Annotated in this window: 9 protein-coding genes; 5 read left to right on the top strand and 4 right to left on the bottom strand. The window is 71.8% G+C overall.

Translation table 11 applies throughout. From position 1 onward, the window contains the following. Positions 1–25 precede the first annotated feature (25 nt). Positions 26–2467, bottom strand: coding sequence for a transglycosylase domain-containing protein (locus tag O7632_RS31050; protein WP_278119512.1), 2442 nt, complete (start codon positions 2465–2467; stop codon positions 26–28). Between the two features lie 392 nt (positions 2468–2859). Here O7632_RS31050 and O7632_RS31045 point away from each other — a divergent pair, with 392 nt between their 5' ends. Further along, the gene (locus O7632_RS31045; protein ID WP_278119510.1) at positions 2860–3156 is read left to right on the top strand and encodes a WhiB family transcriptional regulator; all 297 of its coding nucleotides are present in this window, start codon (positions 2860–2862) and stop codon (positions 3154–3156) included. Between the two features lie 46 nt (positions 3157–3202). Here the strand turns inward: O7632_RS31045 and O7632_RS31040 are convergent, their stop codons facing one another. From O7632_RS31040 to O7632_RS31030, 3 genes are all read right to left on the bottom strand, one after another. Beyond that, a complete protein-coding gene (locus O7632_RS31040) occupies positions 3203–4351 on the bottom strand; it encodes an ArsA-related P-loop ATPase (RefSeq protein WP_278119508.1) in 1149 nt (382 codons plus the stop codon). A 113-nt stretch (positions 4352–4464) separates the two neighbouring features. Continuing rightward, a complete protein-coding gene (locus O7632_RS31035; RefSeq protein WP_278119506.1) occupies positions 4465–5451 on the bottom strand; it encodes an ArsA-related P-loop ATPase in 987 nt (328 codons plus the stop codon). A 25-nt stretch (positions 5452–5476) separates the two neighbouring features. Next, positions 5477–6475, bottom strand: coding sequence for a hypothetical protein (locus tag O7632_RS31030; protein ID WP_278119505.1), 999 nt, complete (start codon positions 6473–6475; stop codon positions 5477–5479). A gap of 182 nt (positions 6476–6657) precedes the next feature. Between O7632_RS31030 and O7632_RS31025 the strand changes: the two genes are divergently transcribed. The 4 genes from O7632_RS31025 (at position 6658) to O7632_RS31010 (ending at position 12153) form a co-directional block, all read left to right on the top strand. Then, a complete protein-coding gene (locus O7632_RS31025) occupies positions 6658–6813 on the top strand; it encodes a hypothetical protein (RefSeq protein WP_278119503.1) in 156 nt (51 codons plus the stop codon). Continuing rightward, positions 6810–7271: a RidA family protein gene (locus tag O7632_RS31020; RefSeq protein WP_278119501.1), complete on the top strand. Its 462-nt coding sequence runs from the start codon at positions 6810–6812 to the stop codon at positions 7269–7271. Before O7632_RS31025 ends, O7632_RS31020 begins: the two co-directional genes overlap by 4 nt. A gap of 104 nt (positions 7272–7375) precedes the next feature. Beyond that, entirely contained in the window at positions 7376–8203 is an 828-nt protein-coding gene (locus O7632_RS31015) for an MBL fold metallo-hydrolase (protein WP_278119499.1), read from the top strand. After that, on the top strand, positions 8200–12153 hold the full coding sequence (locus tag O7632_RS31010; protein ID WP_278119498.1) for an adenylate/guanylate cyclase domain-containing protein: 3954 nt from the start codon (positions 8200–8202) through the stop codon (positions 12151–12153). The genes O7632_RS31015 and O7632_RS31010 overlap by 4 nt, the downstream gene beginning before the upstream one ends. Positions 12154–12162 lie beyond the last annotated feature (9 nt).

Genomic DNA, 12162 nt, shown 5'->3' with positions numbered 1-12162 from the left:
CCCGCCCGTCCGCTGTAACTGTCGGTCAGTCGTCCGGGTTGCCTGGGTTGCCGGGGCGTCCCGGCCCGTTGCCCGGTCCACCGCCGGGCGGGTTGTCGCCGGGACTCGGCTGGGCACCCTGGCCGTTGCTGATCCGGATGATCACCGCGCCGCCCTTGATGGTTCGGCCGCTCGGGCTGGTGCCGGCGGCGGTGCCGGCCGGGCAGGTGGAGTCGACCGGGCCGGAACGGTCCACCTCGACCTGAAAACCGGCACCGGCCAGCCGGGACCGGGCGTTCTCGATCGACTGGCAGGCCACGCCGGGGATGGACCGCTGCTCGCCCCGGACCAGCTTGCCGCTCGGCGGGGTGAACTGCTTCTTGTCCTTGCCCTTCATCGCGTCGCGCAGCGTCTCGTAGACGGCCGGGTTCACGATAGTGTGCTTCATCTCGGCGTTGGTGTCGGCCCAGTCCGGATCGGCCAGCACCCCGGCGACCGCGAGCTGCTTGGTGGTGACCACCATCGTGGCGGTCTTCTCCGCGTCGGTGGTGCCGGTCTTGCCGGCCACCGGGTGCCCGACGGCGCTGCGGACGCCGCCTGCGGTAGCGCTGCGGCACCGGGTGGTGCTGGAGCGGTCGCCGACCGGGCAGCGGGCGGCGTCCATGGCGGCCCGGGCCACCTCGACGGAGACCGCCTGCTTGCACTGCGGGTTGGCGATGTCCAGGCTGTTGCCGTCCTGGTCACGGATCTCCTGCACCGGGATCGGCGTGCAGTACTTGCCGTCCGCCGCGAGGGTCGCGTAGGCGTTGGCCATCTCCAGCGGGGTGGTGTTGGACACGCCCAGGGTGAAGGCGCCCCACTGGTTGGCGCCCTCCGGGTCGGCGGCGAACCGGGCGTCGTTGGCCGAGCGGAAGGTGATTCCGAGACGCTGGGCCACGTCGATCGCGGCGGCGGCCCCCACCTGCTCCTGCAGCGGGATGAAGTAGGTGTTGACCGAGGCGCCGAAGGCGCTCCACATGTTGTGCACGCCGTTCATGCTGGGGCTGGCGTTTTTCGGGCAGTACTTGTTGCTGTTCGGGCAGGCCGCCGGGCTGCCCCGTTCGACGATGTACTTCGACTCGTACGGGCTCTTGGCGTTGATCGTGTATTCCAGCGGGTAGCCCTTTTCTAGGGCGGCCACCAACGGGAAGATCTTGAACGTCGAGCCGAACTGGTAGCCGGTGATGTCACCGCCGCCGCTGAGCAGCGGGTTGGTGGTGTTGGGGTAGGTGCCCCGGATGCCCTTGTCGGCCTTCTTCGGGTCGCTGGAGATCTTGTTCTGCGGGTTGTCCGGGTCGTCGAGCTTGTAGTTGCGGTTGACGGCCATGCCGCGTACCCGGCCGGAGCCCGGCTCGACGGCGGCGACCATCAGCGCGTTCTTGCTGCCGGTCTTGAGCGCGTCCTCGACGGCCTTCTTCGCGGCGTCCTGGGTCTGCACGTCGAGGGTGGTGACGATGTGGTAGCCGCCACTCTTGAGGCGCCGCTCCCGGTCGTAGGTGGTGGCGCCGAACGTTTCCTGTTCCATCCACCAGCGGTAGAAGAAGTCGCAGAAGAAGCCCCAGTGGTTCTTGTTGGCCGCGACGCAGCCGTTCGGCGCGCGCTTGCCCTTGACGACCAGCTCGACGGCCTTGGCGGCGTCGGCCTCTTCCTGGGTGATCGCGCCGGTGGTCACCATGTTGTCGATCACGTAGTTGCGCCGGTCCACCGCGAGTGGGTAGCCGCCCGGGGTGGTCGGGTCGAAGGAGGTCGGGGCCTTCACCAGCCCGGCGAGTAGCGCGGCCTCGTCGATGGTGAGGTCCGCCGGCTGCTTGCTGAAGTAGACCTGGCTGGCGGCGAAGACGCCGTACGCGCCGTTGCCGAACGGGGCGATGTTGAGGTAGCGCTCCAGGATCTCGTCCTTGGACAGCTCCTTGGTGAGCTGCATCGCGTACTTCATCTCGCGCAGCTTGCGGGCGTTGGTGTCCTCGGTGGCGGCGATGACGTCCTCGGGGTGGGTCGCCGAGTAGGCGATCGCCAGCCGGACGTACTGCATGGTCAGTGTCGAGGCGCCCTGGGTGGTCTCGCCGGCGCCCTGGTTGGCGACGAAGGCCCGGGCGACGCCTTTGACATCGACGCCGTTGTGCTCGTAGAAGCTGTGGTCCTCGGCGGCGATGATCGCCGCTCGCATGTTCTCGGAGACGTCCTCGAGGGGTACGTCGCGGCGGTTCTCGTCGTACATGGTCGCCAGCGGGGTCTTGCCGTCCGACGCGTACAGGTAGCTGATCTGCGGCGCCCGTTTGACGGTCAGCTCGCTGGGCAGCTTGTCGAACGTTTCCGCGCCGGCTTTCGCCGCCAGGCCGGACATCGCCACTGCGGGGAACGCGGCGGCGGCGACCACCACGCCGGCCAGCAGCCCACAGATCAGCAGCGATGCGGCGTTGGTCAGCAGGTTGTGGTCTCGCTTCCGCATCCAGGTCACCCCGCCAGGGTACGTGAGGGGCCGCTGGGGTCGCCGGCCACGTACTGGTGCATTTCCTGCCGGCGTCGGCCTCGTTGTGTTAAACGCGGAGGTCCGGCTCGCGGTTGTGGTCTTCGTCGCCCGGTTTCCGGTCGAGAAGCCCTCGGTGGCGGGTTTCCGCGTTTCCACCTCGGGTACTCGGCCGGACTGGGTGACCGACAAGAGCGGTGTGTCCGGATATATGGATTTATTCGATAACGTTGCGTGATGATGTGACTACAGATAATGATGGTCCGGCGAGGATCGCACGGCACTGCGCTACGGGGGAAGTGGCGCTGCTCGCCAAGGGCTTGCCGACTGACTCCACGGGTCGGCGGCGGATTTGCTAGGGGGGACGTGGAACGATGGGCATGATCGCTGATTGGCCCAGTCTGGCGGCATGCCAGAGCGGGGACCCGGACGCGCTGTTCGTCCAGGGTGCCGAGCAGAACGTGGCCAAGCGCATCTGTCGAGGCTGCCCGGTGCGGTACGAGTGCCTGGCCGACGCGCTGGACAACCGGATCGAGTTCGGGGTCTGGGGCGGCATGACCGAACGGGAGCGACGTGCGCTGCTGCGCCGTCACCCGCAGGTGCAGAACTGGCGCAAGATGTTCGAGGCGGCGATGCGCGACCGCGAAAAGGTACTCGTCCCGACCACCTGAGCCGGTCGACAACGGTCCGGTTCCGGACCGGGCGGCCACCCGGCGGCTATCCGGACTGGCTGATCGCCGCACCGATCGTGCGGAGCCCGTCGACATCATGCACGTCGGCGGGCAGCGCCCGGACCTCGGTCATCGGTACGTCCGGGAAGGCGTCGGTGAACATGGCCGCCACCTTCTCCTCCCGCTGCGCCTGCTGTGCCAACGCGGCGTGCACCCGGAGCGCGTCGGCCGTCGCGCCGTGTTCGCCGGACTGGTCCAGCCGGGCGGCGGCGGACAAACTCGTCGCAGCCGACAAACCAGGCATCGGCCGATGCACGCGGTTGAGCACCAGCCCGGCCAGCGGCATCCGTTCGGCACCGAGCCGACCAGCGAAGAAGGCGGCCTCCCGGACCGCGTCCGGCTCCGGCGCCGCGACCAGCAGGAAGGCCGTCTCCCGGGCCTGCAGGATCCGGTACGTCTGTTCGGCGCGCTGCCGGAAACCGCCGAACATCGAGTCGAGCGCGGCGACGAAACCGGACAGATCACTGAGCAACTGTGCGCCGAGGACTTTCTGCACGATTCTGGAGAACATCCCGAATGACGCGGTGACCAGGCTGAACATGCTCCGACCGCCGGCCCGGGCCGGCGCCATCAGCAGCCGCAGCATCCGGCCGTCCAGGAACCGGGACAACCGGGCCGGAGCGTCCAGGAAATCCAACGCCGACCGCGACGGCGGAGTGTCCACCACGATCAGGTCCCACTCGCCGCCGGCGTGCAACTGCCCGAGCTTCTCCATCGCCATGTACTCCTGCGTACCGGCAAAGGTCGAGCTCATCGCCTGATAGAACGGATTGGCGAAGATCTCCGCCGCCTTCGCCGCGTCGGTGTGCTCCAGCACCACCTCGTCGAAGGTGCGCTTCATGTCCAGCATCATGGCGTGCAACTCGCCACCGCTGGCTTCCACGTCGATCCCCTTGACCTGCCGGGGCGTGTTGTCCAGCTCGGTCAGGCCGAGCGACTGGGCCAGCCGGCGGGCCGGATCGATGGTGAGCACCACCGTACGCCGGCCGTGCCGCTCGGCGGCGCGCAGAGCCAGCGCGGCGGCGGTGGTGGTCTTGCCCACTCCGCCCGCGCCGCAACAGACCACAATCCGTACGCCCGGATCGGCCAGGATCCGGTCGACGTCCAGTGGTGGCGCTGCGTGATCAGGAGGCACCTGTCGAGCGTATCGGGGCCGACCGGGGATTCGCCGATCAAGTGGCTGTGAGCTGGATTCCTCGCCCCGCCCGGCAGACCTCCGTCGGGCCCGGCTCCGTTCGCCGGTGCCGGTCAGTCCGGCCCGGAACGGCCGAGTAACACGTCGGCGAGCGCGTCCAGACCGGCTCGGGACACCCCGTCGGCGAGCAGCGGCAACGTCACGACCGGCCGATCCAACTCCTGCAGATCGGTCTGCAACGACTCTTCCAACGCCCGTCGGGTCAGATGCTCCTGTGCCTCCAGGCGCAGACCGGCCACCGTCTCCCGGTCGGTGGGTAGGCCGGCCGCCGCGAGCCCTCGACGAAGTTCGGCCTGGGTGACCTGGCGCCCGTCCAGCAGCGGCGGGCGGGCCGCGTTGACGATCACGTTGCCGATCGGAATGCCCAGGCCGGTCAGCTCGGTGACCGCGTCGATCGTCTCCTGCACCGGCATCTCCTCCAACAGCGTCACCACGTGCACCGCCGTCATCGGTGAGCGCAGCAGCGCCGCCACACCTTCGCTCTGCGTCTTGATCGGTCCGACCTTCGCCAGCCGGGCGGTTTCCGCGGTCACGTTGAGGAACCGCCCGATCCGGCCGGTCGGCGGCGCGTCCAACACCACCGCGTCGTAGACCCGACGCCGGTCCACCATCCTGGTGGTGGCTTCCTTGACCTTGCCGGTCAGCAGCACGTCCCGCAGGCCGGGGGCGATCGTGGTGGCGAAGTCGATCGCCCCGAACCGGCGCAACGCTCGACCCGCCGCGCCCAGCTTGTAGAACATGTCGAGGTATTCGAGCAGCGCCTCTTCGGGGTCGACGGCCAGCGCCCGCACCTCGCCGCCAGCGGCCGAGGTGGCGATCCGGCGCTCCTGGTACGGCAAGGGCTCCAGGCCGAACAGCTGCGCGATGCCCTGCCGGCCCTCCACCTCGGCGAGCAGGGTGCGCCGTCCCGCCCCGGCCAGAGCCAGGGCGAGCGCGGCGGCGACACTCGTCTTGCCGGTGCCACCCTTGCCGGTGACCACGTGCAAACGCGACGGCCACCGGGCCGCCGCCGATCCGGGCGACTCTTCGCTAACCCCCACGCCTAACGAGACTAGCCAGCCGCGGTCAGTTGACGTCGCAGACGAACCAGCCGGTCTTCTGCACCACAACGAAGCTGAGCTCCTGTTCGGCGCTCCGCTCGTCCTCGGTGACCATCGTCACGGTCACCGACACGACGGCCCGTTCCTCGTCCTGTTCCTCGACGTTCGGCGCGGTCCAGTCGAACTGAGGGTTGCGGTACGTCGATGACAAGCCCTCGATCTCCTCCACCTTGTCGATCAGGGCGCGTTCGTCTCTGGCCTCGCGGCAGACCAGGTCGGCGGCGGCGGGAACGTCGCGGTCGGTGTAGACCGCCTGCAGGAACTCGTCCACGGCGGTGCCCGGTTCGGCCGCACCGTTACCGGTCTCCAGGTTGTTGATCACCAGGAAGGCGGCGATCCCACCGCCACCGCAGAGCAACAGCACCACCGCGAGGACCGTCGAGGTGATCAGCAGCCCACGGCGCTTCTTGTCGCCGGGTGCCGGCGGGGTGCCCGCGCCCGGTGCTCCAGGCGGCGGAAACGGCTGACCGGGTGGCGGCGGGTAGCCCTGACCAGGTGGCGGCGGGTAGCCCTGACCAGGTGGCGGCGGGTAGCCCTGACCAGGTGGCGGCGGGTAGCCCTGACCTGACGGTGGTGGGTAGCCCTGCCCGGGTGGTGGTGCGAACGGCTGTCCGGGCGGTGGGGGGAACGGTTGCCCCGAGGACGGCTGTCCGGGCCCGGGTGGCGGGAACGCCTGACCCGGTGGTGGGTAGCCCAACCCGGGCGGAGGCGAGCCCGGCGGGGGCGACGACGGCTGGCCGGGCGACGGGAATCCCGGTGGGCCGCTGGCCGGCGGGGACACCGGTGGGCCGCTGGTCGGCGGGGACGCCGGCGGACCGCCGGGAGGCGTCGACCAGCGGCCCACCGGTGGCTCGGCCGGTGGTCGCGCGGGTGTCGGCTCGGCCGCCGTCGGCTGATCCTCCGGCGGTTGAGCGCTGCCGCTGGGCGGTTGAGCGCTGCCGCTGGGCGGTTGCGTCATCGTCATCCCCAGGTTGGTCGAAGGCGGAGGGTAGCCGCCACCCGACGGTCAGGGTAGCGGGCCGACGCACCCGGATTCACCACCTGGCCGGCGTACCCGAGCGGGTCGGCGTGGCGCACCCGCCGCACGGCACCGGCCCGGGTCGTAGGCTGTCGCGGTAACCCATCTGAGCTAGGAGCCGTATCGCGATGCAGAAATGGGAGTACGTCACCGTGCCCCTGCTGGTGCACGCCACCAAGCAGATTCTTGACAACTGGGGCGAGGACGGCTGGGAACTCGTCGCCGTGGTACCCGGCCCCAATCCGGACCAACTGGTGGCGTACCTCAAGCGGCCGAAGTCGTGAGCGGCGACCCGTACGCCCGGCTCGCCGATCTCGGGCTGAGCCTGCCGACCGTGGTGCCGCCGGTGGCGGCCTACGTGCCGGCCGTCCGGTCCGGCCGGCACGTCTACGTCTCCGGGCAGCTGCCGATGGCCGACGGTGCGTTGCTCGCCGTCGGCAAGGTCGGTGCGGAGGTGACCGCCGACGAGGGCCGGGCGCTGGCGCAGCGGTGCGCGCTCAACGCCTTGGCCGCCATCGACGCCCTCGTCGGGCTCGCCCAGGTGACCCAGGTGGTGAAGGTGACCGGGTTCGTCGCGTCGGCGGCCGGGTTCACCGGCCAGCCCGCGGTGATCAACGGGGCGTCCGAGCTGTTCGGTGCGGTCTTCGGTGAAGCCGGCCGGCACGCACGCAGCGCCGTCGGCGTCGCCGAACTGCCGCTCGGCGCCCCCGTCGAGGTGGAGGTCGTCGTCGAGGTCGCCTGACCAGCCGCTGCCGGGCCGAAGTCGGGGTGGGTCGGGCCCGGCCGGGCCGAAGCCGAGGCGAAGATGTCTCGGCGATGTCATCGCGCGGTCGTACGATCGCAGCCATGACCGCGCACGTCACCGCCCCCGCCACGGCCCCGGCCGACCAGTTGCCGGGCTGGGCGACCCTGGTGCGGGCCCCCAACCCCGGGCCGATGACGCTCGACGGCACCAACACCTGGGTGTTGCGGGCCTCCGGCGAACGCCACGGCGTGCTGGTCGATCCGGGCCCCCTGGACGATGGGCACCTCGACCGGCTCGCCGAGCACGGGCCGTACTCGTTGATCCTGGTCACCCACGGTCACGAGGATCACGTCGAGGCGGCACCGGCCGCCGCCGACCGGTTCGGCGCGCAGGTACGCGGCCTGGTCGAGACGTACCAGCGGTGGCCCGACCCGGTCGGCGACGGTACGGTGCTGCGCGCCGGCGGGTTGGAGATCACCGTCCTGGCGACCGCCGGTCACACCAGCGATTCGGCCTGTCTCCTGGTCGGCGGACCCGACGGGCAGCGGGCCGTGCTGACCGGCGACACCATCCTGGGTCGGGGCACCACCGTCGTGGCCTGGCCCGACGGTGACCTCGGGGACTACCTGGCCAGCCTGGAGCGGCTGACGGCGTACGACGGACTGGTCGCGCTGCCGGGGCACGGCCCGGCGCTGACCGACTGCGCAGCCGCTGCCCGTTTTTACCTGGAGCACCGCCGGGCCCGGCTCGATCAGGTCCGACAGGTGGTGGCGCGCGGGGTGACGGATCCGGCCGAGGTGGTGGCCGTCGTCTACGCCGATGTCGACCGGTCGCTGTGGCCGGCGGCGCAGTGGTCGGTCCGCGCCCAGCTGGCCTACCTCGATCAGCGGGAATCGTCGGGGGGCGTCAGCGGGTTGGACCAGCGGTGACCTGCCCGGTCTGCGGAACCGTCGCGGTGCCCGGCGCACGGTTCTGCCACAACTGCGGCGCGGCGCTGCCGGCGGCGGCCGCGCTGCCGGCAGCCGAGCGCCGGGTAGTCACCGTACTATTTGGTGATTTGTCGGATTTTACGTCTTGGTCGGAGGATCTCGACCCGGAGCGGGTCGGTGCCGTCACCGACCGGGTCCTCGCCGCCCTCGCCGGAGCGGTCAAGACCTTCGGCGGGCACGTCGACAAGCTCACCGGCGACGGGATCATGGCAGTCTTCGGCGCTCCGGTCGCCCACGAGGACGACGCCGAGCGGGCCGTGCGGGCGGCGCTGAGCATGCAACGCGCCGTCCGACGGGTACTCGACGACGAACGCGGCGGCGGCGCCCCGCTCGGCCTGCGGGTCGGCCTGAACACCGGGGACGTCGTCGCCGGGATCCAGGCCGCCATCGAATACACCGTCATCGGGGACACGGTGAACACCGCCGCCCGGCTCGCCGACGCCGCCGCGATCGGGGCCGTGTACGCCGGAGCCAGCACCGCCTCCGCCACCCGGCACGTCGCCGCCTGGCGGCAACTGCGCCCCCTGCGGCTCAAAGGCAAACGCGCCCCGGTCGAGGCGTACGAACTCCTCGGGCCGCACGACGCCCCCGGGACCCGGTCCGGGATCGGCGACCAGGCGCCGTTCGTCGGCCGCGAAGCGGAGGTGGGACGACTCGCCGGCCGGCTCACCGAGGTCATCGACCACGGCGAGCCCCGGGTGTTGGTGCTGACCGCGGAGGCCGGCATCGGCAAGTCCCGCTTCGCCGCCGAGGTGGAACGCTACGCGGCCGGGTACGACGTGGGCACCGGCCGGTACGCCGCACCCACCGGCGCCCGGGTGCTCTCGGTCCGGTGCGTGGCCTTCGGCGAACGTCGTCGTCTCGCCCCCCTGGCAGACCTGGTCCGTATCGCGGTCGGCCTGCCCCGGGACACCGCCACCGCCGTCACCACGCCGGTCGTCGAGGAACGGCTGCGTCGACTCCACCAGCGACTCGCCCGGCTGCACCCCGACCCTCCGACGATCTCCGTCGATCTGCTACTCACCCTCCTCGGCTACGCCGAGCCGCCAGCCGCGCATCCTTCGTCCGGCCCGGCGGATCTGACCGCCGACGCGCCGGTCCTCGACGCCGAGGCGATCCCCGGGGCGGTGGCCGACCTGCTCAGCGCCCTCGCTCGCGAGACACCACTGCTGATCGTGGTCGACGACCTGCACGACGCTACGGCGGACACCGTCGACGCGCTCGGCGAAACCCTGTCCCGGATCACCGGACCGGTCCTGGTGTTGCTGCTCGGGCGTCCGGAGCTGGTCCGTACGGCCGGCGCGCTGACCCGGGTCGCCGATGCCGAGGTGCACACGCTGCCACCGTTGCGGGGTGCCGACGCCGCCCGACTCCTCGCCTCCTATCTGGATGGTGGTCGGCTGCCCCAGGCGGACGTCGACCGGTTGTTGGCCACCGCGCAGGGAAATCCCTTCTACCTGTCGGAACTCGTCACCCTGCTGATCGAACGGGGCGCGCTGACCCGCACCGGATCCGTGCCGGCGACAGGTGGCATCTCAGCTGGAGGACCCGCGCCGACCCGTCGGTCGGCACCGGCCGGTGGATCCACGGTGACCATCGGATCCACCGTCATCGGCGGGTTCGCGCTGGCCGGCGGCTCCGGCCAGGCAGACGGCGAGGACGTCAGCTGGCGTCTGGCGCCCGGTTCGCTCGGCAGCCGGCTGCTCTCCCGCGACCTCGCCGCCGTCCTGGCCGCCCGGATCGACGCCTTGCCCGCCGACGCGCGTTCCGTGCTGCGCGACGCCGCCGTGGTCGGCGACGACGTCCCCGACGGCACCCTCGAAGCGCTGCGGGAACGCCGCGACGGCCGGCCGGCCGCCGTGGTGGCGGTCGAACTGGACCGAGCCGTCGAGGAGCTGCTGCAACGGCGGATGCTGCGCCGGACGCGGACCGGCTTCTCCTTCCCGACCCCGCTGATGCGCGAGGCCGCGTACGCCGGCATCGGCAAGGCCGACCTCGCCGAGCGGCACGCGTGCCTGGCCCGGTGGGCCGCCGCGAGCATCGACGCCGGCCAGCCCGGCCGTGCCGGTCCGGTCACCGTCGGCACCTTGCCGGTCGGCCCGGTGACGGTCGGTCCGGTGACGGTCGGCACCTTGCCGGTCGGCCCGGTGACGGTCGGTCCGGTGACGGTCGGCACCTTGCCGGTCGGTCCGGCCGACGTGTCCTCAGCAGCGGGTACGGGCACGGCGGGCGGGATGGGTCCGGCGTTGCGGGACGCCTTCATCGCCGAACATGCCGAGCGCGCGGTCCGGCTGGCCGAAGCGGTGGGGCTCCGTCCCGACTCGTCCGCCCACACCGTCGCCGGAATCGGGATCCTCGCCCTGGGCCGGGCCGCCCGCCGGGCGATCGCCTCCGGCGAACCCGAGCTCGCGGTGGAATGCGCCCAGCGGGCGACGGCGCTCGGCGGCGACGCGGTGCCCAAGGTCGACCAGCTGGTCTTCGCCCGGGCGCTGTTGCAGACCGGGCGACCCGCCGACGCGCTGGCCGACGCGGAGAAGATCCTCGCCAACGCGGGGGACGACAGCCGGGCCCGCTCGGGCGCGCTGCTGGTGGCGGGTCGCGCGCATCGCGCGCTCGGCGACGCCGACCGGGCGCTGGCGGTCTGGCGGGAGGCTCTTCGGATCGCGACCGAGGCGGGACTGCCGGCCGAACGGGCGGAGGCGATGCGGCGACTCGGCATGGCCGACTTCCTGGCCGGCCGGCTCGGGCAGGCGAGTAGCCGCTTCGCCGCCGCGTACCAGGTCAATCTGGAGGCCGGCGACCGTCGCGGCCAGGCGTGGTCGCTGCAGAGCCTGGCCTGGGTGACCACGACACGCGGGGACTTCGCCGGCGCCGACGCGGTACTCAGCCGCGCGGCGCGGCTCTTCGCCGAACTCGACGACCCGGTGGGCCGGGCGTGGTTGCGAGGCACCACCGCCTTCGCCCGGCTGCTCTCCGGCAGGTTGGCGCAGGCCCGCCGGTTGGCCCAGGTCTTCCTGCCGTTCGGCGAGCGGGTGGGGGAGGTCTGGGCGGTGGGAACGTTGCGCGCGGTGGAGGCGTTCGCCGCCGCCGAACTCGGTGATCTGGGAGAGGCGGACCAGTCGGCGCGCCGGGCGTACCGGGATTTCGACAGCGCCGCCGACGACTGGGGACGGGGGTTCGCGCTGCTGGCCCGAGGGGTGGTGGCCCGAGGCCTGGGAGAGCCGGAACACGCGGCGGATCTGCTGTCCGACGCGCTGGCACACGGTGAACGGATCGGGCACCCGTTGCTGATCGGCATGGCCGGTACGCTGCGGGGATTCGTCGCGCTCGAACGCGACGACGTCGCGGCGGCCGAACAGGACGCGCGGGCGGTGCTCTCCTCGGTCGAACCGCACAACCCGCTGGCCGCAGTCCAGGTAGGACCGCGAGTTCTGCTGGCCTCGGCCCGGTTGGCCGCCGGCGATCCGGGGATCGCCGTGGGTCTGTTGGCGCCGATCGCCGCCGCCGCCGGCAGCCATTCGCTGCTGTTCTCCCGGCGTCAGGCCCTGGCCCGGTACGCGTCGGCGTTGCTGGCCGACGGGCAGCCGACCCAGGCGCTGCACTGGGCGAGGCGGGCGCTGGACGAGCCGGCCGAGGACGTTCGGAGCACGGTGGTCGGATTCGGCGTACTGGCCACCGCGTTGGCGGCGAACGACGAGGACGTGGCCGCCCGGCAGGCGGCCGATCAGGCGGTGGCCCTGGCGTACGGGACCGAGCAGGTCAGCGAACGGACGACCGCCGAGCGGATCAGGTCGGTGATCGCGCGATCGGTGGGTGATCGGGGGCCGGCCGGCGGGGCCGAACCTGCCGGACCCGAGGATGCCGGTGTGGTGGGCAGCTCGCTAGCCTGAGCGCACAGT

This window comes from Solwaraspora sp. WMMD406 (genome assembly GCF_029626025.1).
GTDB lineage: Bacteria > Actinomycetota > Actinomycetes > Mycobacteriales > Micromonosporaceae > Micromonospora_E.
Note: the sequence above shows the minus strand (reverse complement) of the source record. Positions and strands in the feature narration are given on the sequence as shown.

Coding starts and splice junctions, on each gene's coding strand:
- O7632_RS31050 (WP_278119512.1), bottom strand. CDS start 2,467: ATGCGGAAGCGAGACCACAACCTGCTGACCAACGCCGCATCGCTGCTG.
- O7632_RS31045 (WP_278119510.1), top strand. CDS start 2,860: ATGGGCATGATCGCTGATTGGCCCAGTCTGGCGGCATGCCAGAGCGGG.
- O7632_RS31030 (WP_278119505.1), bottom strand. CDS start 6,475: ATGACGATGACGCAACCGCCCAGCGGCAGCGCTCAACCGCCCAGCGGC.
- O7632_RS31025 (WP_278119503.1), top strand. CDS start 6,658: ATGCAGAAATGGGAGTACGTCACCGTGCCCCTGCTGGTGCACGCCACC.
- O7632_RS31015 (WP_278119499.1), top strand. CDS start 7,376: ATGACCGCGCACGTCACCGCCCCCGCCACGGCCCCGGCCGACCAGTTG.